Genomic DNA, 24,975 nt, shown 5'->3' on the forward strand with positions numbered 1-24,975 from the left:
CCGGGAGACAGACGTTCCGGGTGCCGCCCTACGCTTGTGACCCATGTCCTCGGCGCCCTTCACCTACGAGCCGGTCGGCGCGACCCGCGACGACCCGACTTTCTGCCCGCCCGGCTTCCACCCCATGCTCGTGCGCACCCGCCTCGGCGAGGGCCGGGAGGTGTTCCAGCGCGCCGCCGAGGCGGTCCTGAGCTGGGAGATGCACCGCGCGCTGGGCGTCGGCATCGACGCCACGGCCGACCGCGCGGCCCCCGGCGTCGACGTCACGGTCACCCTGGCCGGCGTCGTCAAGGCCCCCTGCCGCATCATCTGGACGGCCGAGGAGCCCCGCCGCGCCGGCTGGGCCTACGGCACCCTCGAAGGCCACCCCGAGTGCGGTGAGGAGTCCTTCGTGGTCGACCGCACCGGAGACGGCACGGTCTGGCTGACGGTCACCGCGTTCAGCAGGGCGGCCAAGTGGTACGCCCGCGCGGGCGGCCCGGCGACCCGGGGCCTCCAGCACGCCTACGCCCGCCGCTGCGGAACGGTGCTGCGAAAGCTGTGCGCGGAGGTGACGGAGGCATGACGCGGCGCGACCTGCTCGCGCCCCTGCCGGCAACCGCCTCCGCCGTCCTGCTCGAGCCTGCGGCTGATCGCACCCGAGGCGGTGCGGGGCCCCCGGCCACGGGGACCCCGCGCGCCGGGTGTCAGCGGAGCACCATCCCCGCCCCCTCCACCACTTCCTGGGACGGCACCGCCACCACGCCCAGTTCGGCGGCGGAGGCGAGGAGGCGGTGGGTGGGCAGGATGCGGACCGTGTAGCCGTAGGGGCCGGTGCGGTCCAGGGAGAGAGGGCCCTCGTACACCAGGCGGCCCTCCAGATCGGGCGCGCCGGCCGGCTTCAGCGGGACGATCGTGGCGTCGGTGATGCGGTCCTCCGCGTCCACCCGGCCGGACACCGCCTGCACCTCGACGTCGTCCGGGCTCAGCTCGCCCAGACCCACCCGGACCCGCAGGCCCACGGTGGTGCCCAGCTCCGCCGTGGCCGTCGCCGCGGTCGTCTCCACGTGGTCGACGCTCACTCCCGCCCAGGCGCCCCGCACCCGGGCTTTCCACTCGGCCAGGTCCCGCGCGGTGTCCGGGCTCAGCGCGCGGTGCGCCTGGGCGGCGGGGGCGTAGAGCCGCTCGACGTACTCGCGGACCATGCGGCCGGCCAGCACCTTCGGGCCGAGCAGGGAGAGGGTCTGGCGGACCATCTCGATCCAGCGGTCGGGCAGCCCGGCCCGCCCGCGCTCGTAGAACCGCGGCGCGATCCGCTGTTCGAGGAGGTCGTACAGGGCCGCCGCCTCGATGTCGTCCCGGCGGTCGGGGTCGGTCCCGGCACCGTCGGCCGTGGGGACGGCCCAGCCGAAGTCCGGCTGGAACCACTCGTCCCACCAGCCGTCCAGCACGGAGAGGTTGAGGCAGCCGTTGAGGGCCGCCTTCATCCCGCTCGTGCCGCACGCCTCCAGGGGCCGCAGCGGGTTGTTCAGCCAGACGTCACAGCCCGGGTAGAGCTTCTGCGCCATCGCCATGCCGTAGTCGGGCAGGAAGACGATCCGGTGCCGGACGCGGGGATCGTCCGTGAACCGGACCAGCTCCTGCACCAGCCGTTTGCCCCCGTCGTCCGCCGGATGAGCCTTCCCCGCGACCACGATCTGCACCGGCCGCTCCGGATGCAGCAGCAGCTCCATCAGCCGGTCGCGGTCCCGCAGCATCAGCGTCAGCCGCTTGTACGACGGCACCCGGCGTGCGAACCCGATCGTCAGCACGTCCGGATCCAGGACCCCGTCGATCCAGCCCAACTCGGCGTTCCCGGCGCCACGTTGCCGCCAGGACGTCCGCAGCCGCTCCCGTACCTCCAGCACCAGTTGCTCGCGCAGGGTACGGCGCAGCTCCCAGACCTCCTGGTCCGGGATGTCCGCGACCGAGTCCCAGCGCTCGGAACCACCGACGGACAGCGCGTCCTCGGCGCGCTGGGCACCGATCTGCCGGGCACCCAGCCGCAGCACCTCCGGTGCCACCCAGGTCGGCGCGTGCACCCCGTTGGTCACGGAGGTGATCGGCACCTCCTCGGCGTCGAATCCCGGCCACAGCCCGGCGAACATGCCGCGGCTGACCTGCCCGTGCAGCAGGGACACCCCGTTGGCCCGCTGGGCCAGCCGGAGTCCCATCACGGCCATGTTGAACAGGTTCGGCTCGCCGCCCGGATAGGTCTCCATGCCCAGCGCCAGGATCCGCTGCACGTCGATGCCCGGCAGTTCGGCGTCCGGGCCGAAGTGCCGGCCGACCAGCTCCCGGTCGAAGCGGTCGATGCCGGCCGGGACCGGGGTGTGCGTGGTGAACACCGTCCCGCCCCGCACGGCCTCCAGCGCCGAGTCGAAGTCCAGTCCGCCGGCGGACAGTTCCGCGATGCGCTCCAGGCCGAGGAATCCCGCGTGCCCCTCGTTGGTGTGGAACACCTCGGGCACCGGGTGCCCGGTGAGCCGGCAGTACGTCCGTACGGCCCGCACACCTCCTATGCCGAGCAGCATCTCCTGGAGCAGCCGGTGCTCGCTGCCGCCGCCGTAGAGCCGGTCGGTCACCCCGCGTTCGCCGAGGTCGTTCTCCTCCACGTCGGAGTCGAGCAGCAGCAGTGGCACCCGGCCCACCTGCGCCAGCCAGATCCGGGCGCGCAGCGCCTTGCCGCCCGGCAGGGCCAGGGAGACCTGCGCCGGGGTGCCGTCGGGCTCCTTCAGCCGGCTGAGCGGCAGTTCGTGGGGGTCGAGCACCGGGTAGTGCTCCTGCTGCCAGCCGTCCCGGGAGAGGGTCTGCCGGAAGTACCCGTGCCGGTACAGCAGTCCGACCCCGATCAGCGGGACCCCGAGGTCGCTGGCCGCCTTCAGATGGTCACCGGCGAGGATGCCGAGGCCGCCGGAGTACTGCGGGAGCGCGGCCGTGATGCCGAACTCCGGGGAGAAGTAGGCGACGGCGGCGGGCAGGCCCTCCGACTGGGCCTGGTACCAGCGGTCGCCGGTCAGATAGTCGTCGAGGTCGTCGGCGGCAGCGGTGAGGCGGCGCAGGAACCGCCGGTCACCGGCCAGCTCGGCCAGCCGGGCCGGCCGCACGCTGCCCAGCAGCCGTACCGGGTCACCGCCGGCCGCGGCCCATGCCTCGGCGTCGACGCACTGGAACAGATCACGTGTTTCCGCATGCCAGGACCAGCGCAGATTGCGCGCCAGGTCACTCAGCGGCCGGAGGGGGTCGGGGAGAACGGGACGGACGGTGAACCGGCGGATCGCCTTCACATTCCTACCTCGGGACGCGTTGCGGTGAGACGCACCGAGCTGTACGTCTCGTCGTCGCCTTCGACGGTAGTGGTTACCCGGGGGTCGGTGGGGACGTACCCGCCGGGGGTGTCGGGGGCAGGCGTCAACACCCGGACACCGGGCACCTGGAAAAAGGGACCGGTCTTGTGCGTAGACATACGCGTGAGTAGTTAACAAAGTGCCGGATTGCCCACCCGAACCGGGTGGGAAGGCTCCTCCGGTACGCACCCCACAGGAGCACCACAGCACTTCCGCAGGACCCACCTCCCCATATCCATCCGCCCACACCCACGTTGAAGCGGACAGGAGCGGTCATGCCCGCCACGCACCACTCGTCAGCACCCCCGACAAGCAGCAGGAGCAAGGCAGCAGGAACGAAGACGACGGGCAGGAAAGGTGTGACGCCGGCCGGCGCCGCCGGTCCGCCCGTCACCGGGGAGCGGTCCTCCCCGGACGCGGCCGGCACGCTGGGCCGTATCCCCGTCCTCGACATACGCCCCGTGGTCCAGCACGGCCGCAGGCCCGCCAAGGCCGTGCCCGGGGAGTCCTTCGAGGTGTCGGCCACCGTGTTCCGGGAGGGCCACGACGCCGTCGCGGCGAACGTGGTGCTGCGGGACCCGGAGGGCCGGGCCGGCCCCTGGACACCGATGCGGGAACTCGCCCCGGGCACCGACCGCTGGGGCGCCACCGTCACCGCGGGGGAACCCGGCCACTGGACCTACACGGTGGAGGCATGGTCGGACCCGCTCACCACCTGGCGGCACCATGCCCGGATCAAGATCCCGGCCGGTATCGACAGCGATCTGGTCCTGGCGGAGGGCGCACAGCTGTACGAGCGCGCCGCCGCCGGAGTCCCGGAGGCACAGCGGCAGCTCGTCCTGGACACGGCGGCCGCCCTGCGGGACGAGAGGCGGCCCGCCGCCTGGCGTCTCGCCGCGGCGTTGTCGCCGGAGGTGGAGGAGGTGTTGGCCCGCTACCCGCTGCGGGAGCTGGTGACCGCCTCGGACGCGATGCCGCTGCTGGTGGAGCGTGAACGCGCCCTGTACGGCTCCTGGTACGAGTTCTTCCCGCGCTCGGAGGGCACCGCCGCGCAGCCGCACGGCACGTTCCGTACCGCCGCCCGCCGGCTGAAGCCGATCGCGGACATGGGCTTCGACGTCGTCTACCTGCCCCCCGTCCACCCGATCGGCACGACGTTCCGCAAGGGCCGCAACAACACCCTCACCGCCGGCCCGGACGACGTCGGCGTGCCCTGGGCGATCGGCTCGCCCGAGGGCGGCCACGACGCCGTCCACCCCGGCCTCGGCACCATCGAGGACTTCGACCACTTCGTCGCTCAGGCACGCGAACTGGGCCTGGAAGTCGCCCTGGACTTCGCGTTGCAGTGCTCACCGGACCACCCCTGGGTGCACAAGCACCCCGAGTGGTTCCACCACCGCCCCGACGGCTCCATCGCCCACGCGGAGAACCCGCCCAAGAAGTACCAGGACATCTACCCCATCGCCTTCGACGCCGACATGGACGGCCTGGTCACCGAGACCGTCCGCGTCCTGCGGCACTGGATGGGGCACGGGGTGCGGATCTTCCGGGTCGACAACCCCCACACCAAGCCCGTGGTGTTCTGGGAGCGGGTCATCGCCGAGGTCAACCGCCGGGACCCCGACGTGATCTTCCTGGCGGAGGCGTTCACCCGGCCCGCGATGATGCACACCCTCGCCCAGATCGGCTTCCAGCAGTCGTACACGTACTTCACCTGGCGCAACAGCAAGCAGGAACTGACCGAGTACCTCACCGAACTGTCGGGTGAGGCGGCGGCCTACATACGGCCGAACTTCTTCGCCAACACCCCCGACATCCTGCACGGCTACCTCCAGCACGGCGGACGCCCCGCCTTCGAGGTCCGTGCCGTCCTGGCCGCCACCCTCTCCCCCGCCTGGGGCATCTACTCCGGCTACGAACTGTGCGAGAACACCCCGCTGCGGCAGGGCGGCGAGGAGTACCTGGACTCGGAGAAGTACCAGCTCAAACCCCGCGACTGGGAAACCGCCGAACGCGAGGGCCGCACCATCGCCCCCCTCATCACCCGGCTCAACACCATCCGCAGGCACAGCCCGGCCCTGCAGCAGCTACGGAATCTGCACTTCCATCACGTCGACAAGGACGCGGTGATCGCCTACTCGAAGCGGAGCGGATCGAACACGGTTCTGGTGGTCGCCAACCTCGACCCCCACGACACCCAGGAGGCCACGGTCTCGTTGGACATGCCGCAACTCGGCCTGGAATGGCACGAGTCCGTGCCGGTGCGCGACGAGCTCACCGGCGAGACCTACTACTGGGGCAGGGCCAACTATGTGCGACTTGGGCCCGGTGGCGCACATGTGCTCACCGTCGGCCGGGAGTCCGGTCCGCCGCACAGCGGCAACGGGACACCGCGTCCCCCGGGTGAACACAGCACCGTCCTGCGACCGTCCTCCCCGCAGACCGGAGGGTCACCCACAATATGATCGTCAATGAGCCCGTTCCGGACACCTTCGAGGACACACCCGCCAAGGACCGCGATCCCGACTGGTTCAAGCGTGCCGTCTTCTACGAGGTGCTGGTCCGCTCCTTCCAGGACAGCAACGGCGACGGCGTCGGCGACCTGAAGGGCCTGACCGCCAAGCTCGACTATCTCCAGTGGCTCGGCGTGGACTGCCTGTGGCTGCCACCGTTCTTCAAGTCCCCGTTGCGCGACGGCGGATACGACGTGTCCGACTACACCGCCGTCCTTCCGGAGTTCGGGGACCTCGCCGACTTCGTGGAGTTCGTGGACGCCGCCCACCAGCGCGGCATGCGCGTGATCATCGACTTCGTCATGAACCACACCAGCGACCAGCACCCGTGGTTCCAGGAGTCGAGGCGGGATCCGGACGGTCCGTACGGGGACTACTACGTCTGGGCCGACGACGACAAGCAGTACCAGGACGCCCGGATCATCTTCGTCGACACCGAGGTCTCCAACTGGACGTACGACCCGGTACGCAAGCAGTACTACTGGCATCGCTTCTTCTCGCACCAGCCGGACCTGAACTACGAGAACCCGGCCGTGCAGGAGGAGATGATCTCCGCGCTGAAATTCTGGCTCGATCTCGGCATCGACGGGTTCCGGCTGGACGCGGTGCCGTACCTCTACCAGCAGGAGGGCACCAACTGCGAGAACCTGCCGGCGACCCACGAGTTCCTGCGGCGGGTGCGCAGGGAGATCGACGCCCAGTACCCCGACAAGGTGCTCCTCGCCGAGGCGAACCAGTGGCCCGAGGACGTCGTCGACTACTTCGGTGACTTCCGGGACGGTGGCGACGAGTGCCACATGGCGTTCCACTTCCCGGTCATGCCGCGCATCTTCATGGCCGTACGGCGGGAATCGCGCTACCCGGTCTCCGAGATCCTCGCCAAGACCCCCGCGATCCCCACCAGCTGCCAGTGGGGCATCTTCCTGCGCAACCACGACGAGCTGACCCTCGAAATGGTCACCGACGAGGAACGCGACTACATGTGGGCCGAATACGCGAAAGACCCGCGGATGCGCGCCAACATCGGCATCCGCCGCCGCCTCGCCCCCCTGCTCGACAACGACCGCAACCAGATCGAGCTGTTCACCGCCCTGCTGCTGTCCCTGCCCGGCTCGCCGATCCTCTACTACGGCGACGAGATCGGCATGGGCGACAACATCTGGCTCGGCGACCGCGACGCCGTACGCACCCCCATGCAGTGGACCCCCGACCGCAACGCCGGTTTCTCGTCCTGCGACCCGGGACGCCTGTTCCTGCCCACGATCATGGACCCGGTCTACGGCTACCAGGTCACCAACGTGGAAGCCTCCATGTCCTCCCCGTCCAGCCTGCTGCACTGGACCCGCCGCATGATCGAGATCCGGAAGCAGAACCCCGCCTTCGGACTGGGGTCCTACACCGAGCTGCCGTCGTCGAACCCGGCGGTGCTCGCCTTCCTGCGCGAGGCCCCCATGCAGGAGGAGGGAGGGGACGACCTCGTGCTGTGCGTCCACAACTTCTCCCGCTTCGCCCAGCCCACGGAGCTGGACCTGAGCCGGTTCGGCGGACGGCATCCCGTCGAGCTGTTCGGCGGGGTCAGGTTCCCGGCGATCGGCGAACTGCCGTACCTGCTCACCCTCGCGGGCCACGGCTTCTACTGGTTCCGGCTGCGCCAGGACGCCGTGCAGTGACGGCCACCGTGCGGCCGGGTGGGGCGGTGCGGCGTTTCCACCGCCCCACCCGGGGCACGCATCAGTAACACCCCGACGACCTCCGGGGAAAGGACGTGACGCCCATGGCGGAAACGGTCACCCCCTTCGGCACCACCGGTTCTCCTCTCACCTCGCTCGACCCCTTGCTGCGCACCTGGCTGCCCCGGCAGCGCTGGTTCGCGGGCAAGGGCCGTCCGGTCACCGGGTTCACCGCGGTGGCCGTCACCGAACTGCTCCCGGCCGACGGCCGGCTGGGCCTGTACCACCTGCTCCTGCGCGTCCACCAGCCTTCCGCGCCGGGCGCCCCGCCGCACCCGGGCGACTGCTACCAGCTCCTCATAGGCGTGCGCGAGGCGCTGCCGCCCCGGCTGGCGCCCGCGCTGATCGGCCATGTGACCCAGGGCCCGCTCGCCGGACGCACGGTGTACGAGGCCCTGCACGACCCCCGGCCGAACGAGGTGCTCCTGGAGGCCCTGCGCACCCGGGCCCGGGTCGGAGTGCTGTCCTTCGAGCGGGATCCGCGGCAGGAGATCCGGGCGGGGCTCGTGGCCCGGCTGATGACCGCCGAACAGTCCAACTCGTCGGTGGTCTATGGAGATACGTTCATTCTTAAGCTGTTGCGCCGGGTCGTGCCCGGCGTCAACCCCGATCTGGAGATACCCCTCGCCCTGGCCCGGGAGAGCTGTCCCCGGGTGCCCGCGCCGACGGGCTGGCTGCGCGCCGAGCCGGGCGGGGAGCCGTATGTGCTCGCCGTGCTCCAGCCCTACGTCAGCGGGGCGAGCGACGGCTGGGAGCTGGCGCTGCGTGAGCTCGCCAAGGGCGAGGACTTCGTCGCCGAGGCCCGTGCGCTCGGCCGGGCGACCGCCGAGGTGCACACCGCCCTGGCCCGTGCCCTGCCGACGGTCACCCTCGGCCGCACCCAGCTGGAGCGGCTGGTCGACGGCATGACCGAGCGGCTGGCGGCGGCCGTGCAGGCGGTGCCGGCGCTGCGGCCGTACGAGCACGGACTGCGCTCGGCCTACACGGCGCTGGCCTCCCTCGCCGCCGAGGGCCGCACGTGGACCGCCCAGCGCGTCCACGGTGATCTGCATCTGGGGCAGTGCCTGCGCTCCCCGTCCGGGGACTGGTCGCTGATCGACTTCGAGGGCGAGCCGGCCCGGCCGCTGGCCGAGCGGCGCATGCCGCAGCCGCCGGTGCGGGACGTCGCGGGCATGCTCCGCTCCTTCGATTACGCGGCCCACTCGGCGAACCCCCCGGCCCCGAACTGGGCCCACGCCTGCCGGGCGGCCTACTGCTCCGGGTACGCGGAGGCGTCCGGCCGCGACCCGCGCACCGACCCGGTGCTGCTGCGAGCCTGCGAGACCGACAAGGCGGTCTACGAGGTCGTCTACGAGGCCCGGCACCGCCCCGACTGGCTCCCCGTACCGCTGTCGGCGATCCGTCGCCTCGCCGCGTCCGACCCGACCTGACCCGATCCTCGCCCGGGAGACTCGCTCGTGACGTCCAAGAAGCCAGCCGCCAGGAACAAGACAGGCAAGACCAAGACCGAGAAGAAGACCAGGGAGACCAGGGAGAACAGCGAGACCAGGGAGACCAGGGAGACCAGGGAGACCGGGGACGCGAGGGAGGCGAGGGACAGCCGGGAGACGCGGGCCACGCAGGTGCCCCCGCAGCCGGCGCCGCCCGAGCTGGAGGTCGCCGTCTCCCCCGCCGTCCACGCCGCCGACCGCGAACGGCTGCTGCACGGCACCCACCACGATCCGCACTCCGTCCTGGGCGCGCACCCGGTGCCCGGCGGGGTCGCCCTCCGCGCCTTCCGCCCACGCGCCGAGGCGGTCACGGTGGTCTCCGGCGGCCTGCGGGCGGAACTGCACGACGACGGCGACGGCTTCTTCTCCGGGCTGCTCCCGCTCACCGAGATCCCCGCCTACCGGCTGCTCGTGACGTACGACGGCACGGCCCACGAGACCGAGGACGCCTATCGTTTCCTGCCCACCCTCGGCGACCTGGACCTGCACCTGATCGGCGAGGGCCGGCACGAGCAGCTGTGGCAGGCGCTCGGCGCGCATGTCACCACCCGCCAGGGTGTGGCCGGTACCCGGTTCGCGGTGTGGGCGCCGAACGCGCGCGGCGTCCGGGTCACGGGCGGTTTCAACTTCTGGGACGGCACCGGCTTCCCCATGCGCTCGCTCGGCGCCACCGGGGTCTGGGAGCTGTTCGTGCCCGGGGTCGGCGAGGGTGAGCTGTACAAGTTCGAGATCACTCGCCCGGACGGCTCGCGCACCCTGCGCGCCGACCCGCTGGCCCGCCGTACCGAGGTCCCGCCCGCCACCTCCTCGATCGTGCACGTCTCGAAACACGAGTGGGGTGATGCGGACTGGCTGGCCCGCCGCGAGGGCACCGCGGTCCACGCGTCCCCCTTCTCGGTCTACGAGGTGCATCTCGCCTCCTGGCGACCGGGCCTGACCTACCGCCAGCTGGCCGAGCAACTCCCCGCGTACGTGAGCGAGATGGGCTTCACGCATGTCGAGTTGATGCCGGTCGCCGAGCATCCCTTCGGCGGCTCGTGGGGCTACCAGGTCACCGGCTTCTACGCCCCGACGGCCCGCCTCGGCACCCCCGACGACTTCAAGTACCTGGTGGACCGGCTGCACCAGGCCGGCATCGGGGTGCTGATGGACTGGGTGCCGGCGCACTTCCCGCGTGACGCGTGGGCGCTCGCGGAGTTCGACGGGCGCCCGCTGTACGAACACCACGACCCGCTGCGGGCCGCGCATCCCGACTGGGGCACGCTGGAGTTCGACTTCGGCCGGCGCGAGGTGCGCAACTTTCTGGTGGCGAACGCGGTGTACTGGTGCGAGGAGTTCCACATCGACGGGCTGCGCGTGGACGCGGTCGCCTCGATGCTCTACCTGGACTACTCGCGCGAGCCGGGCCAGTGGACGCCGAACGAGCACGGCGGCCGGGAGAACCTGGACGCGGTGGCCTTCCTCCAGGAGATGAACGCCACCGTGTACCGGCGCTGCCCGGGGGTGGTGACCATCGCCGAGGAGTCGACGGCCTGGGACGGCGTCACCCGCCCCACCCACCACAAGGGCCCGAGCGGCTTCGGCGGGCTCGGCTTCGGCCTGAAGTGGAACATGGGCTGGATGCACGACTCGCTCCAGTACATGAGCCACGAGCCCGTGCACCGCAAGTACCACCACGGGGAGATGACCTTCTCGATGGTGTACGCCTACAGCGAGAACTACGTCCTGCCCATCTCCCACGACGAGGTGGTCCACGGCAAGCGGTCCCTGGTGTCGAAGATGCCCGGCGACTGGTGGCAGCAGCGCGCGAACCACCGCGCCTACCTGGGCTTCATGTGGGCCCACCCCGGCAAGCAACTCCTGTTCATGGGCCAGGAGTTCGCGCAGGGCGCCGAGTGGTCCGAGGCGCACGGCCCCGACTGGTGGCTGCTGGACCCGGCGTACGGCGCCGAGGCGGACCACCGGGGCGTGCGGGACCTCGTACGGGACCTCAACGTGGTGTACCGCGCCACCCCGTCCCTGTGGCAGCGGGACACCGACCCGGCGGGCTTCCAGTGGATCACCGGCGACGCGGCGGACGACAACGTCTTCGCGTTCCTGCGCCTGGACGCCGACGGCACTCCGCTGCTCGCGGTCTGCCACCTGGCGCCGGTGGTCCGCCACGACTACCGGATCGGGGTACCGGAGGAGGTACCCGCCTGGGTGGAGGCCCTCAACACGGACGCCGCCCGTTACGGCGGCGGTGACGTGGTCCACTCCGAGCCGGTCAAGCCGGAGCCGCAGGGGGCGCACGGCCGTCCGGCGAGCATCCGGCTGACCCTGCCGCCCCTGGCGACGGTGTGGCTGCGACCGGCCTGAACGAGGGGGCTTCGGGCCATGGCCCGAAGCCCCCTTCACCGCCCGCCGAGTGCCCCGGTCACGCGGGGGACACGGCCAGCGCCTTCGGCGGCTGCCCCGTGTACAGGACCCCGAGCCGCTGGGTGGCGCGGGTCAGGGCGACGTACAGGTCGCTCGTGCCGTAGGCGCCCGGCTCGACCACCAGGACGGAGTCGAATTCGAGGCCCTTGGCCTGACGGGGGTCGAGCAGGACGACCGTCCGGGTGAGGTCCGGCTCGCCGCCCGCGGTGACGCCGTCCAGGCGCGCGGCCAGGGAGCGGTGCAGTGCGCGCGGGGCGATCACCGCCAGGCGGCCCTCGGCGGGGGTGAGTTCGGCGACCGCCTTGGCCACCGCGCCGGGCAGGTCGTCGGGCGCCTGGCGCACCCAGGGGCGTACACCGGTGGAGCGGACGGAACTCGGCGGTTCGAAGTCCGGTTTCTCGGCGCGGACCACGGCCGCCGCCAGGTCCATGATCTCGGCCGGGGTGCGGTAGTTGACGCCCAGGCGGGTGTGCTCCCAGCGGTCCTCGACATAGGGGGCGAGGATGTCCGCCCAGGAGCCGACGCCGGCCGCCTCCGCCGTCTGGGCGGGATCGCCGACCAGGGTCATCGAGCGGGTCGGGCTGCGGCGCATCAGCAACCGCCAGGCCATCGGCGACAGCTCCTGCGCCTCGTCCACGATGATGTGCCCGAACGCCCAGGTGCGGTCGGCGGCGGCCCGCTCGGCGGCGCTGCGGTGGTCCGCCTCCTCGTGCCGCTCGGCGAACCGTTCGGCGTCGATGATGTCGTGCGCCGACAGGACCTCGGAGGCGTCCGGGTCGTCGTCCTCCTTGTCCTCGAACTCGTAGGTGCGGGAGGCGTAGGAGACGTCGAGGACGCCTTGCGCGTAGGCGATCTGGGTCTCGCGCTCGCGGTCCGCGCGGGCCCGCGCCAGCCGTTCGTCCTCGCCGAGGAGTTCGGCCGCCTCGTCCAGCAGCGGCACGTCGGCGACGGTCCAGGCGCGGGTCACCGGGCGGCGGATGGCGTCGGCGTCCGCGGCCGGGAGGTATCCGTCCGGCTCGGCGAGGAAGTCGGCGAGCAGCCGCTGCGGGGTGATCCGGGGCCACAGCCGGTCGATGGCGTCCCAGACCTCGGGATTCTCGGCGAGTTCGTCCCTGATCTGGGTGATGTCGGAGGGGTCGAGCAGACTGCTGCCGTCGTAGGGGTCGGTGCCCACGCGCTCGGCGTACAGCTCGGTCAGCGTGTTGAGGATGTGCCCCTCGAAGTACTCGCGCGCGGCGTTGTGCGGCAGCTTGGCGGCGCGGGTGCGTTCCCGGGCGACGCTCACCAGGCCGTCGTCCAGCATCAGCACCTCGCGGTCGTGCCCGATCGCGATGACCGGGTCGGGCAGGGCCTGGCGGTCCCGTACGGCGGCGGCGAGCGCGTCGGCCATGTCCGAGCGGCCCTTCACCGCGGCGGCCTCCGGGGTGTCCGTGGCGGTCGCCTTCACGCCGGGGAACAGCTCGCCGACCGTGGCCAGCAGCACCCCGGTCTCACCGAGGGAGGGCAGCACCTCGCCGATGTAGCCGAGGAAGGCGGGGTTGGGGCCGACGATGAGGACCGCCCGGCGGGCCAGCAGTTCCCGGTACTCGTACAGCAGATAGGCGGCTCGGTGCAGGGCCACCGCGGTCTTGCCGGTGCCGGGGCCGCCCTCGACCACCAGTACGCCGCGGTGGGGCGCCCGGATGATCTCGTCCTGCTCGGCCTGGATGGTCTGCACGATGTCGCTCATCCGGCCGGTGCGCGCCGAGTTCAGCGCGGCCAGCAGGACGGCGTCGGCGTCGTGGTCCTCGTGGCCGGTGCGGGTGGCGTCGCCGAGGTCCAGGATCTCGTCGTGCAGGGAGGTGACGGTCCGGCCCTCGGTGGTGATGTGCCGGCGGCGGCGCAAGCCCATCGGGGTGTGGCCGGTGGCCAGGTAGAAGGGGCGGGCGACGTCGGCCCGCCAGTCGACGAGGACCGGCGTGCGCGCGGCGTCGTCCTCGCGCAGCCCGATCCGGCCGATGTGGTGCTTCGTGCCGTCGGCGAGGTCGATCCGGCCGAAGCACAGCGAGCCGTCCACGGCGTTCAGCGCGGCGAGCAGCCCCGAGCGCTCGGCGACCAGGATGTCCCGCTCCAGCCGGGCCTGCATGGGCTTGTCGCCCTGGGCGAGCGCGTCCGCGACCGAGCCTTCGGCCTCACCGCGCAGCACGTCCACGCGCGCGTACAGTCCGTCGATGAATTCCTGCTCCTGACGCAATTCATCGTCCGGAAATTCGGTGTTTGACAATTCCGCTCCCGCCCGGATATACTCTGCTCAGTGAACTTCTTCGCGGCCTGTCCAATCGAAGTCGCGAACCACTGAATATACGCACAGAAATCCCCCGAGCGCAATTGCTCAGGGGATTTTTTGCGGTCGGGACGGGTGCTCTACAGCAGGTCCGCCAGTTCCTCCAGCAGGCGCCGCTTGGGCCGCGCCCCCACCATCGACCGCACCGGCTCACCGTCCCGGAAGACCATGAGGGTCGGCGTCGACAGCACTCCATAGGCGATCGTTGTCTGTGGATTGTGGTCCACGTCCAGCTGGACGATCTTCAGCCGGTCGCCCTCCTCGAAGGCGATGTCCTTCAGGACCGGCGCCAGCTGCCGGCACGGCCCGCACCAGTCCGCCGTGAACTGCACCAGCACCGGAAGATCGGCGCCGAGCACCTCCGTCCCGAAGTCCGCGTCCGTCACCTCGGCCAGTCCGCTCGCTCTGCTCACCGCGTCAGCCCTCCCAGCTCGCACACGGGTTCCGGACCCCCCGGAACCAGCGCCTCGGCGGCCAGCCCGTCCCGCGCCTGCTCGGCCCGTTCCAGTTGCCCGGCGACTGTCTGCCGCACCGACCGGAGCTGCCCGATGAGCGCGTCCAGCTCGTCCAGCTTGCGGCGGTAGACCAGGAGCGAGGCCGGGCAGGAGTCGCCCTCCGGATGCCCGGCCCGCAGACACTCCACGAACGGCCGCGTCTCCTCCAGGTCGAACCCGAAGTCCTGCAGCGTGCGGATCTGCCGCAGCAGCCTGAGGTCGCCGTCGTCGTAGGTGCGGTGTCCCTTGTCGTCGCGCCGGGCGGGCAGCAGCCCCCGTGCCTCGTAGTAGCGCAGGGCGCGGGTGGTGGTCCCGGCCCGTGCGGCCAGCTCGCCGATTCGCATGGTGCCGACCGTAGGCGTTGACGTCGGCGTCAAGGCAAGTCCCGGCGGGCGAGGACTTCACCGGCCCGGTGAACGCCGCCTCCCACGGCCTGCCGACCGACGAGCCGGCGCGCTGTCCTCAGAGGGTCAGCCCGGCCGACTCCTCCACCTCCAGCAGGGAGGCGCTGTGCCGCTCCTCCTCGAATGCCTTGCGGCCGCCGCGCAGGCCGAACAGGCGCTTGGTGACGGCGATGTAGAGGACGGCGAGGATGTTGAGGACCAGGGTGGCGATCTTCAGGTAGCTGACCTTCTCGGTGAGCTCGTAGATCTCCAGCGGGAGGAAGGCGGCCGTCGCGACGACCGTCAGGTACTCGGCCCAGCGCTTGGCGTACCAGAGGCCGACCGCCTCGATCAGCTCGATCAGGGCGTAGGCGAGCAGGAGCGCCGCCACCAGCAGCAGCGTGTCGTGCTGGTAGCCGAAGGCCTTCTGGATGGAGCCGACGACCGGTGAGTGGTCGAGGTCGTAGTGGAAGTGCCGGAAGACCGGGCGGAAGACGTCCAGGTTCTCGTTGAAGAGCCGGCGCACCGCGTCCTGGCTGTTGCTGAACTTCCACACCGCCACCGCGACGAGCACGATGAACACACCGCGTATCGCGCGCTCGACGGCCAGGAAGCGGAGGATGAACAGGTCCCGGAGGACCTTGCCGCGCGGCACCAGCGGCGCGTCCGCGGCCGGGCCTGTGCCGTGCGGCTCGCCGAGCGCGAAGTCCCCGCAGCGCAGGCAGCGCCACACCTCGCCGAGCGCGGTGTCGGCGTGCAGCCGCAGCCGCAGCCGCGGGTCGTCCGGCGCGTAGGTCACATGGCCTTTGCGCGCGCAGGTCCGCCGGTCCCAGTCGATCGTCATCCCCCGTGCCTCCCTACCTGTACTGACATGCACATAATGACGCCACGCACGAACGTGCCGTTCCGGTTGATCCGGCACGGCACGTCGGTGGAGGCGGGTGCGAGGCGGTCAGTCGGCTGCGCCGTCCACCAGTACCTTCTCCTCTTCCCGCACTTCCGCCACGGCGGCCTCGCGGCGCGGCAGCAGGACGGCGACCAGGACCGTGCCGATACCGAGGATCACCGCGCCGACCAGGCTGGTGTGCGCGACCGCGTCGGAGAAGGCGGAGCCTACCGCGTCGGCCATCCGCCGGGCGCCGGAGGCGAGTTCGGCGGCCTGCTGCTTGAGCTGCGCGGCCTGCTGCGGGTCCTTGGCCTGCGCCGCCTGCGCGGCCACCCGGTGCGCCTTGTCGCCGATGCCCTGGGCGACGGCGTACCCGGCGCCGACCGAGTCCCGCGCGGTGTCCAGGGCGCTCGCGGGGAGCTTGCTGCCGGCGGTGGCGTCGGTGAGGTGGTTGCCGTACGACGTGGCGAGCAGCGAGCCGAGGATCGCGATGCCGAGGGAGCCGCCCAGCTCCAGCGACGTGTCGTTGACCGCGCCGCCGACGCCCAGCTCGGACTCCGGGAACGCGCCCATGATGGCGTCGGTGCAGGGCGAGAGGGCGAGGCCGATGGCGAGGCCCAGGATGATCAGCGGTGCCACGAAGTCGCCGTAGCCCGAGCCCGCGTCGACCCGGGTCAGCAGGGCGAGGGCGGTGGTGCCGCCGACCATGCCCGCGCTGACGGTCCACTTCATGCCGACGCGCGGGGTGAGCCAGCCGGTCAGGGCGGAGCCGACGAAGACGGCACCGGCCAGCGGCAGCATGCGTACGCCGGTCTCCAGGGCGTCGTAGCCGAGGACGAACTGCAGGTGCTGGGTGAGGTAGTAGAAGGCACCGAAGACGGCGAGGAAGAACAGGGTGACGGCGAGGTTGGAGCCCGCGAAGCGGCGGTGGGCGAAGCGGCGCACATCCAGGATGGGGCGCGGGTGGCGCAGCTCCCACAGGACGAAGGCGACCAGGGCGACACCGGCGACGACCGCGGCGGTGACGGCCTTGACGCCCCAGCCGAAGTGCGGGCCCTCGATGATCATGTAGACCAGCGAGCCGGTCCAGATCACGGAGAGCAGTCCGCCGACGTAGTCGATGCGGTCGTGGTGACCGGCCCGGGACGGCGGGATGAGGACGAAGGCCGCGACCACGGCGACCGCGGCGACGGGCACGTTGATCAGGAAGGTCGAGGACCAGCCGTGGTCGCGCAGCAGGGCGCCCGCGACCACCGGTCCGGCGGCGATGGCGAGGCCGGCGGTCGCCGTCCACAGCACGATGGCCTTGGCCCGCTCGGCACGCGGGAAGGTCGCCGCGAGCAGGGAGAGCGTGGCCGGCATGATCAGCGCCGCGCCGACGCCCATCACGGCACGGGCCGCGATGACGGTGGCCGCGCTGTCGGCGAGGTATCCGAAGACGGCACCGGCACCGAAGACGACGAGCCCGAGGACGAGCGCGCCGCGCCGGCTGTACTTGTCGCCGATCGCGCCGAGCAGCAGCATCAGCGCCGCGTAGGGGACGGTGTAGCCGTCGATCACCCACTGCAGGTCGGCGCTGGAGAGCCCGAGGTCCTTCGTCATGTCGGGCGCCGCGACCGTGAGGGCGGTGTTCGCCATCACGATGATCAGCAGGCTCAGGCAGAGCACGAGCAGTGCCCACCAGCGCCGGGCGTAGGGCCGGCCCATCCCTTCGACCGGTTCCGTCATGACGAGTCGCATGGCAGGGGTCACCTTCCTCGGTACGCGACGGGAACGTGCAGATGAGTTGCACATCGGCGTGCAATTGCACAACCATGTGCAATGTACGTCCGTTGCACAGCAGTGTGCAAGTCGAGTCGGGGAGGCAGAATGACGGCCATGACCACGGGTAACAGCAGCCGCGCCGACGCCAACCGGCGCCGCATCCTCGACGTCGCCCTCGCGGAACTGCTGCGCGATCCCGACGTCTCCATGGACCAGATCGCGCGCGCCGCGGGCGTCGTACGACGGACGGTGTACGGGCACTTCCCCAGCCGTGAGGCGCTGATCAGCACCCTCGTCGACGAGGCCGTGGCGGCCCTGGCGGACGCGGACGCGCGGGCCCGGGCCGGGGTGACGGACCCGGCGGAGTCGGTGGCCCGCTCGGTGCTCGCCGTCTGGGAGATCGCCGACCGCTACCGCCTGCTGGTGGCCCTGGCCCAGCGCACGGTCACCGTGCAGGGCATCCGCGAGCGTCTCGCCCCGTTGCGCGAGGCCAAGGTACGGGTGCTGCAGCGCGGCCTGGACGAGGGCGTGTTCACCTCCCCGCTGCCCGCGCCGGCGCTGGCGTACGTGCACGAGCAGATGCTGTTCGCGGTGACGGAGGCGGTGAACGACGGCCTGCTGACAGCGCACGAGGCGGGCCGCTCGGCCACGGTCACGGTGCTGACCGCGGCGGGCGTGCCCGCCTCGACGGCCGCCGCGCTGGTGGCCGAGGTGAGTGAGTAGACGAACGAACCGGGCGGCCAAGGTGAGTGAGCAGACGAACGAACCCGGGCGGCCAAGGTGAGTGAGCAGACGAACGAACCCGGGCGGCCGAGGTGAGTGAGCAGACGAACGAACCCGGGCGGCCGAAGCGAGCGCGTGGACGAACGAACCCGGGCGGCCGAGGCACGGGGGAGACTCAGCCGCCCGGGCAGCGGGCCCGGACGCCCGGCCCGGGTTCAGGCGGGGCCGGACGTCCGGAGTTCTGCTCCTCGGGTCAGGTCTTGACCAGCCCCGCATCCCGGGGCTCCGGAACCTCGGTCACCGTGCCCTGGTTCTCGTCCAGCAGCGTCGTCTCGTCGAACGGCAGCTCACCGGCCAGCACCTGCCGGACGCGGACCTTGTCGATCTCCTTGGTCCACGTGCCCACCAGCACCGTGGCGACCGCGTTCCCCGCGAAGTTCGTGAGCGCACGCGCCTCGCTCATGAACCGGTCGATGCCGACGATCAGCCCGACCCCGTCGACCAGCGCGGGCTTGTGCGACTGGAGCCCGCCGGCCAGGGTGGCGAGCCCCGCACCACTGACACCTGCCGCGCCCTTGGAGGCCAGCAGCAGGAACAGCAGCAGCGGGATCTGCTCGCCGACCGACATCGGCGTCCCCAGCGCGTCCGCGATGTACAGCGACGCCATGGTCATGTAGATCATCGTGCCGTCGAGGTTGAAGGAGTAGCCGGTCGGCACGGTGATGCCGACGACCGGCTTGCTGACGCCCAGGTGCTCCATCTTCGCGATCAGCCGCGGCAACGCGGACTCGGAGGAGGAGGTGGACAGGATCAGCAGGAACTCGCGGGCCAGGTACTTGCACAGCGAGAAGACGTTCAGGCCCGCGACGATCCGCAGGACCGCCCCGAGCACCACGAACACGAACAGGAAGCAGGTGACGTAGAAGCCCAGCATGAGGACGGCGAGGCTCTTCAGTGCGTCCAGGCCGGCCGAACCGACGACCGCCGCGATGGCGCCGAACGCACCGATCGGCGCGGCCCACATGACCATGGACAGGATGCGGAAGACGAGCCGCTGGATGTGCTCGATGCCGCGCAGCACCGGCTGCCCGGCCTGCCCCATGGCCTGCAGCGCGAACCCGGCGAGCAGGGCGACCAGCAGCGTCTGCAGGACCTGGCCCTCGGTGAAGGCGGAGACGAACGTGGTCGGGATGATCGACAGCACGAAGTCGACCGGCGGCAGCGCGTCGCTGGAGACCTGGGCGTGCCCGGTCTGCCGGAGCGCGTCGGTCAGGTGCAGCCCCGCGCCCGGGTGCAGCACGTTGCCGACGACCAGGCCGATGGCGAGCGCCACGAGCGACATCACGAGGAAGTAGCCGAGGGCGATACCGCCGACGGCCCCGACCTTGGCGGCCTTCCGCACGGACCCGATCCCGAGCACGATCGTGCAGAAGATGATCGGCGAGATCATCATCTTGATCAGGTTGACGAAGCCGGTCCCCAGCGGCTTGAGCTCGACCGCGGCATCGGGCCAGATGAGGCCCACGGCGATGCCGAGCGCGACCGCCACGATGACGGCGATGTACAGGTAATGGGTCCGGTCCCGCTTCCCGCGGGCTGCGGCAGGTGCCGTACCGGGAGTGCTGGCGGCCACGACTGCCCTCCTTGACGTCTTCGTCGGCGAACAACCGGCGTGCGGCTCACGTCCGGGCGTTGTAGGGGAATGCCGTGACTATCTCCCGCCCTGTGAGGGCGGTCACCCTTCCGTTCATTTAGTTCACGATTGAGCGGAGAGGCACACTGCTGACATGCGCCTACCCGCCCTCCCGAGGCCCCGCAGTCTGGCCGGCCAGCTGTTCGCCGTGCAGGCCGTGCTGATCGCGCTGGTCGTGGCCGGGTACGCGCTGTTCACCTACGTCAGCGACCAGCGGCAGGCCGAGGACGCCGCCGCCCGGCAGGCCACGGCGGTGGCCCGCTCGATCGCCGACTCCCCCTCGGTCCGTACGGCGATCCGCACCGCGGACCCCACGGCCCGGCTGGAGCCGTACGCCCTCCAGGTCACCCGGGACGCGAACGTCGACTTCGTCACGATCATGAACCCGTCCGGCATCCGCTGGACCCACCCCGACCGGAAGCAGATCGGCAGACGCTTCCTCGGCAACATCGGCGCCGCCCAGCACGGCCGCACCCTCACCGAGACCTACACCGGCACCCTCGGCCCGTCCGTCCGCGCGGTGACCCCCGTCAAGGACAACGGCCGGATCGTCGGTCTGGTGAGCGCCGGCATCACGGTGGAGACGATCAGCGCCCGGGTCCAGGACCAGGTCGCGGCCCTGCTCGGGGTGGCCGGCGGCACCCTGCTGCTGGGCGCGGTCGGCACGTATGTGATCAACGCCCGCCTCCGCCGCCACACCCACGGTATGAACGCCACCGAGCTGAGCCGGATGCACGACTACCACCAGGCGGCGCTGCACGCGGTCCGGGAAGGGCTGCTGATGCTGGACGGCCGGTACCGGGTGGCCCTGATCAACGACGGCGGCCGGGAACTGCTCGCGGTCGGCCCGGAGGAGGAGGTGGTGGGCCGTTCGGTGGCCGGCCTCGGCCTGCCGGCCCCGCTGACCGGCGCCCTGCTGTCCTCGGAGCCCCGGGTGGACGAGGTGCACCTGACGTCGTCCCGGGTGCTGGTGGTGAACACGTCCCCCGTCTCGGGCGGCGAACAGCGCGGAACGGTCGTCACCCTGCGCGATGTCACAGAACTCCAGTCCCTGATGGGTGAGCTGGACTCCGAGCGGGGCTTCACCCAGGCGTTGCGCTCGCAGGCGCACGAGGCGGCCAACCGCCTGCACACCGTCGTCTCGCTGATCGAGCTGGGCCGGGCCGAGGAGGCGGTGGACTTCGCCACGGCCGAGCTGGAACTGGCGCAGGCCCTCACCGACCAGGTGGTGGCGGCGGTGCGCGAACCGGTGCTGGCCGCTCTGCTGCTGGGCAAGACCGCCCAGGCGAACGAGCGGGGCGTGGAGCTGGTGATCTCGCCGGACAGCCGCTGGGACGACGGCCTGCTCCCGCCCGAACTGCCGGCGAGGGACCTGGTCACGATCCTCGGCAACCTGATCGACAACGCGGTCGACGCGGCGCAGGGGACGGCGGGGGCACGGGTGACCGTGACGGCGTACGCCTCGCCCGCCGAACTGGTACTGCGCGTGTCCGACACCGGCCCCGGTGTCGACCCCGCCCATGCGGACCTGGTATTCCAGCGGGGGTTCTCCACGAAGCCGGCCGGACCCGGCGGCCGGGGACTCGGGCTGGCCCTGGTGCGACAGGCGGTGACCCGCCACGAGGGCACGCTGACGGTGACGGAGACGGGCAAGGACGGCGAGGGCGGAGCGGTGTTCGAAGTGCGGTTGCCGCTGAGCGCGTCCGCGGGCGGAGGCACGTCCATGGGTGCCGGCACGTCCCACAACAGCGGCACGTCCGTGAGCGGTGGCACGTCCGTGAGCGGTGGCACGTCCGAGAAGGGCGGCACGGTCCCGGGTGGCGGCGGATACCCGGATGGCGACCCGTCCGTGAACGGTGGCACGTCCATGGGTGGCGGCAGATGACGGACGAGCAGCAGCCCATCCGCGTCCTCGTCGTCGAGGACGACCCCGTCGCCGCCGACGCGCACATGATGTACGTCGGCCGGGTGCCCGGTTTCGTCGCGGTCGGGAAGGCGCACACGGGCGCGGAGGCGCGGCGCATCCTGGACCGTACGGCGGTGGACCTGCTGTTGCTGGACCTGCACCTGCCGGACGTGCACGGCCTGCAACTGGCCCGGTCCCTGCGGGCCGCCGGATACCACGCCGACGTGATAGCGGTGACCTCGGCACGGGACCTGGCGGTGGTGCGGGAAGGGGTCTCCCTCGGTGTCGTCCAGTACGTCCTGAAGCCGTTCACGTTCGCGACGCTCCGGGACCGGCTGGTCCGCTATGCCGAGTTCCACGCGGCGGTGGGCGAGGCGAGCGGCCAGGACGAAGTGGACCGGGCCTTGGCGTCCCTGCGCGCGCCGTCGCCGGCCGCCCTGCCGAAGGGGTTGAGCGGGCCGACGCTGGAGCGGGTGACGGGGGCATTGCGGGAAGCGGCCTCGGAGGGGCTCACGGCGGCGGGGGTGGCCGAGGCGGTGGGCATCTCCCGGATCACCGCGCGTCGGTACCTGGAGCATCTGGTGGACGCGGGGCGGGCGGGGCGAAGTCCTCTGTACGGGCAGGTGGGGAGGCCGGAGCTGGTCTATCGGTGGGTTTCTCAGGCCCGGTGAGGGCGGCGGCTCGGGCGCGGGTCCGGGCGGCTTCTTTCGGTGCGTTGGCGCGTGTGTAGGCGTCGGCGGATTGGAGGTAGTAGGCACGGGCTTCGGCTGGACGGTGAATGCTCCGTTGAGCGATCGCCAGGTTTTCGAACGTTTTCCCGAGTCCGTACCAGTCCTCGAACTCCCTCAGGATGACGACGGCATGGTGGTACGCCTCCGTGACCACGTGCGTCTGCTCCCGCCGTGCCAGGGCGTTGCCGAGGTTGTTCCATGCCGACGCCTCGCTATGACGATCGCCCAGGGTCTGGTAGAGGTCACGCGAGCGAATATGGGCATCGATGGCCTCATCGACCCGGTCCGCCACCAGCAGGGCGGTGCCGAGGTTGTTCCACGCCCCCGCCTCACCCGCACGGTCACCGATGTCCTGGTGGAGGTCGAGTGAGTGAGTATGGGCATCGATGGCCTCATCGACCCGGTCCATGTCCAGTAGGGCGTTGCCGAGGTTGTTCCACACCCACGCCTCCCGAGGGCGGTCGCCGAGATCCTGGTGCAGATCCCGCGAGCGGAGGTGGGCGTCGACGGCCTCGTTCACTTGGCCTGATGCACGCAGGACAGTGCCGAGGTTGTGCCACGCCATGGCCTCACAGACGCGATCACCGATTCCGTGCGCAGCTTCCTGAGCTGTTGCGCAGACAGCGATCGCATCGTCCAACTGCCTACGCCACCGGAGATATCCGGTCAGGCACAGAGCCAGCCGCACCGCCGTATCCGCGTGCCGCTCCTCTCGCGCCCACTGCACCGCAGCCACCAGGCCCGCGCGCTCCCTGTCCAGCCAAGCCAGCGCCTCGGCCCGGTGTGCAAAGCGTGCCGACTCCGGCTTTCCGGGCCGCCAATGCAGCAGGTCATCCGCCTCATCCGCCCACCGGTAGTAGTGCGCCAGCACCCGCTCCCGCGCCGCATCCCGCGCCTCCGGATCCCCGGCCAGCCTGCCCGCCCCGAACGCCCGCACGAGGTCGTGCATCCGCCAGCACCGCTGGCCGTTCCCTCGCTCCACCAAGTGCGCCCTGGCCAGCGCCTTGAGCCCCGCCGTCGGCGGCGCTCCCCCGACCAGCACGCCGGCCACCTCCTCGCTCACCTCCGGCCCCGGCGCGAGGGCAAGCAGGCTCAGCAGCCGTGCCTGGTCGGCCGGAAGCCTGCGGTACGAGATGTCGAACGCGGCGCGCACGCTGCGGTCGCCGTCATCAAGAGCGGCCAGGCGGTCGTACGACGTCGCCAGTTCGTCCGCGAATTCGGCGATGGACTGGCCCGGATCCTCGGCCAGCAAGGCAGCGGCGATCTGCAAGGCCAGCGGGAGGTGCCCGCACAGTCCCGCCAGCCGTGCCGCCGCTTCCCCCTCCCCGGCCACCCGGTCGTCATCCGGGTCCGCGATCATCAGCGCCCGATCGAGGAGTTCGTACGCCGCCTCGGGCGTGAGCTGATCCAACGGCACCAGCCGGGCCCCCAGTTGTGCCAGCCGATCCCGCGAAGTGACCAGCACCCGGTGCCGCAGGCCCCCCGGCAGCACCGGCCGCACCTGCTCCGGCGACGACGCGTTGTCGGCCAGGATCAGCATCGCCGCCCGATCCGCCAGCACCGACCGGTACAGCCCCGCCCGCTCGTCCGCCGTGGCCGGGATGTGCTCGGGATCCACGCCCAGCGCCCGCAGCAGGGACTGCAACGCCTGGTCCGCCGTGACCGGAACCTCGTCGTACCCGTGCAGGTCCACGAACAGCACCCCGCCGGGGAACCACCCCGCCTCCCGCGCCGCGTACGCCGCCTGTACCGCCAGCGCCGTCTTCCCGATGCCGCCGAGCCCGGAGACGGCGGTGACGAGGACGGCCTGTTCACCACCGGAACCCGAGGGGTCGAGCGCGGCCCGCAGCCGCCCCAACTCCTGGTCCCGGCCGGTGAATCCGGCGGCCCTCGGCGGCAGCGCGTCCAGGGCCGTGGGCGCCGGTGCCTGCTGCTTGTACTCCGCCTTGCCGATGACCGGCCCGCGGAAGTCCCCGCCCCGGAAGTCGACGACATCGCTCACCCGCCCCCACCCCCTGCCCCGAACGGCACGGCGTACTGCACGACGTACACCCCCAGCCCCACGACCGCGACCGCCTCCAGCACGGACACGACGAGCAGCCCGGCCGAGACGTCGCCGCCCGCCCAGTACACGACGAGCGCACTCAGCGGCACGACGCAGAAGGCCAGTAGGTCCACCACGCACTGCACGATCTTCCGGGACACCCGCCGGGTGTCCGTGCGGTGGGCCACCTCCCAGCGGAACACCTCACCGCCCTCGGCCCGCGTCATGGCGGCCAGCCGGGGCCCCAACTCGCCCCGCACATACGCCCCGATCGCCGAGATCTTCTGGTCGTTGACGAGGTACGTCCAGCCGAGCACGACACACACCGGCGGCAGCGCGAGCAGCATCGCCGTCTGCTTGGCCTGGGCCGCGGCAGCGATCACGGCCGCCACGACGGTCAGGGTGACGTACAGCAGATTGTCCCGGAACCCGATCCGGGTCTTCTGCTCGTCCTTGACGGTCTGGTACTCGGTGAGCAGCAACTGCCCCACGGTGACGTCTCGTTCCGGCAC

The 24,975-nt window shown here is 71.4% G+C and carries 17 protein-coding genes; 8 read left to right on the forward strand and 9 right to left on the reverse strand.

Going from position 1 to position 24,975, the window contains the following annotated elements; genetic code table 11:
- The first annotated feature begins 43 nt into the window (after positions 1-43).
- Positions 44-565: a DUF1990 domain-containing protein gene (locus tag ACIGYR_RS18940; RefSeq protein WP_391846977.1), complete on the forward strand. Its 522-nt coding sequence runs from the start codon at positions 44-46 to the stop codon at positions 563-565.
- Between the two features lie 121 nt (positions 566-686).
- On the opposite strand, the gene ACIGYR_RS18945 is transcribed toward ACIGYR_RS18940, so the two are convergent.
- Positions 687-3,305 (reverse strand): glycosyltransferase family 1 protein, encoded by a 2,619-nt coding sequence (locus ACIGYR_RS18945; RefSeq protein WP_399598078.1) that lies wholly within the window; start codon positions 3,303-3,305, stop codon positions 687-689.
- 335 nt (positions 3,306-3,640) lie between these two features.
- Here ACIGYR_RS18945 and ACIGYR_RS18950 point away from each other — a divergent pair, with 335 nt between their 5' ends.
- The 4 genes from ACIGYR_RS18950 (at position 3,641) to glgB (ending at position 11,456) form a co-directional block, all read left to right on the forward strand.
- Positions 3,641-5,830: an alpha-1,4-glucan--maltose-1-phosphate maltosyltransferase gene (locus tag ACIGYR_RS18950; protein ID WP_399598075.1), complete on the forward strand. Its 2,190-nt coding sequence runs from the start codon at positions 3,641-3,643 to the stop codon at positions 5,828-5,830.
- Entirely contained in the window at positions 5,827-7,548 is a 1,722-nt protein-coding gene (gene treS, locus ACIGYR_RS18955) for a maltose alpha-D-glucosyltransferase (RefSeq protein ID WP_399598074.1), read from the forward strand. Before ACIGYR_RS18950 ends, treS begins: the two co-directional genes overlap by 4 nt.
- Before the next feature lie 104 nt (positions 7,549-7,652).
- Positions 7,653-9,038 carry a phosphotransferase gene (locus ACIGYR_RS18960; RefSeq protein ID WP_399598071.1) on the forward strand — a complete coding sequence of 462 codons (1,386 nt, stop codon included), beginning with the start codon at positions 7,653-7,655 and terminating at the stop codon, positions 9,036-9,038.
- 192 nt (positions 9,039-9,230) lie between these two features.
- Positions 9,231-11,456: a 1,4-alpha-glucan branching enzyme gene (glgB, locus tag ACIGYR_RS18965; protein WP_399598655.1), complete on the forward strand. Its 2,226-nt coding sequence runs from the start codon at positions 9,231-9,233 to the stop codon at positions 11,454-11,456.
- 58 nt (positions 11,457-11,514) lie between these two features.
- Here the strand turns inward: glgB and ACIGYR_RS18970 are convergent, their stop codons facing one another.
- The 5 genes from ACIGYR_RS18970 to ACIGYR_RS18990 form a co-directional block, all read right to left on the reverse strand.
- On the reverse strand, positions 11,515-13,749 hold the full coding sequence (locus tag ACIGYR_RS18970) for a HelD family protein (RefSeq protein WP_399598652.1): 2,235 nt from the start codon (positions 13,747-13,749) through the stop codon (positions 11,515-11,517).
- A 170-nt stretch (positions 13,750-13,919) separates the two neighbouring features.
- Positions 13,920-14,252, reverse strand: coding sequence for a thioredoxin (gene trxA, locus ACIGYR_RS18975; protein ID WP_391840977.1), 333 nt, complete (start codon positions 14,250-14,252; stop codon positions 13,920-13,922).
- Entirely contained in the window at positions 14,249-14,677 is a 429-nt protein-coding gene (locus ACIGYR_RS18980) for a MerR family transcriptional regulator (protein ID WP_391840976.1), read from the reverse strand. Before ACIGYR_RS18980 ends, trxA begins: the two co-directional genes overlap by 4 nt.
- 118 nt (positions 14,678-14,795) lie before the next feature.
- Complete coding sequence (locus tag ACIGYR_RS18985) at positions 14,796-15,560, reverse strand: DUF2127 domain-containing protein (protein ID WP_399598067.1); 765 nt, start codon at positions 15,558-15,560, stop codon at positions 14,796-14,798.
- A 108-nt stretch (positions 15,561-15,668) separates the two neighbouring features.
- Positions 15,669-17,342 (reverse strand): MFS transporter, encoded by a 1,674-nt coding sequence (locus ACIGYR_RS18990; protein WP_399598064.1) that lies wholly within the window; start codon positions 17,340-17,342, stop codon positions 15,669-15,671.
- A gap of 129 nt (positions 17,343-17,471) precedes the next feature.
- On the opposite strand from ACIGYR_RS18990, the gene ACIGYR_RS18995 reads away from it, so the two are divergent.
- A complete protein-coding gene (locus tag ACIGYR_RS18995; RefSeq protein WP_399598061.1) occupies positions 17,472-18,089 on the forward strand; it encodes a TetR/AcrR family transcriptional regulator in 618 nt (205 codons plus the stop codon).
- Between the two features lie 253 nt (positions 18,090-18,342).
- Here ACIGYR_RS18995 and ACIGYR_RS19000 read toward each other — a convergent pair whose 3' ends face one another.
- On the reverse strand, positions 18,343-19,722 hold the full coding sequence (locus ACIGYR_RS19000; RefSeq protein ID WP_399598059.1) for a cation:dicarboxylate symporter family transporter: 1,380 nt from the start codon (positions 19,720-19,722) through the stop codon (positions 18,343-18,345).
- A 154-nt stretch (positions 19,723-19,876) separates the two neighbouring features.
- Between ACIGYR_RS19000 and ACIGYR_RS19005 the strand changes: the two genes are divergently transcribed.
- On the forward strand, positions 19,877-21,667 hold the full coding sequence (locus ACIGYR_RS19005) for an ATP-binding protein (protein WP_399598056.1): 1,791 nt from the start codon (positions 19,877-19,879) through the stop codon (positions 21,665-21,667).
- Complete coding sequence (locus ACIGYR_RS19010) at positions 21,664-22,359, forward strand: response regulator (RefSeq protein ID WP_391840964.1); 696 nt, start codon at positions 21,664-21,666, stop codon at positions 22,357-22,359. Before ACIGYR_RS19005 ends, ACIGYR_RS19010 begins: the two co-directional genes overlap by 4 nt.
- Here the strand turns inward: ACIGYR_RS19010 and ACIGYR_RS19015 are convergent.
- Together ACIGYR_RS19015 and ACIGYR_RS19020 are read right to left on the reverse strand one after the other, a co-directional pair.
- Positions 22,241-24,421: a tetratricopeptide repeat protein gene (locus ACIGYR_RS19015; protein ID WP_399598053.1), complete on the reverse strand. Its 2,181-nt coding sequence runs from the start codon at positions 24,419-24,421 to the stop codon at positions 22,241-22,243. The two genes, ACIGYR_RS19010 and ACIGYR_RS19015, sit on opposite strands and share 119 nt — an antisense overlap.
- Positions 24,418-24,975: a hypothetical protein gene (locus ACIGYR_RS19020; protein ID WP_399598050.1), complete on the reverse strand. Its 558-nt coding sequence runs from the start codon at positions 24,973-24,975 to the stop codon at positions 24,418-24,420. The genes ACIGYR_RS19015 and ACIGYR_RS19020 overlap by 4 nt, the downstream gene beginning before the upstream one ends.

Origin of the sequence: Streptomyces sp. NPDC053076 (assembly GCF_044546845.1) — a bacterium.
In the GTDB taxonomy this organism is placed as follows: Bacteria; Actinomycetota; Actinomycetes; order Streptomycetales; family Streptomycetaceae; genus Streptomyces.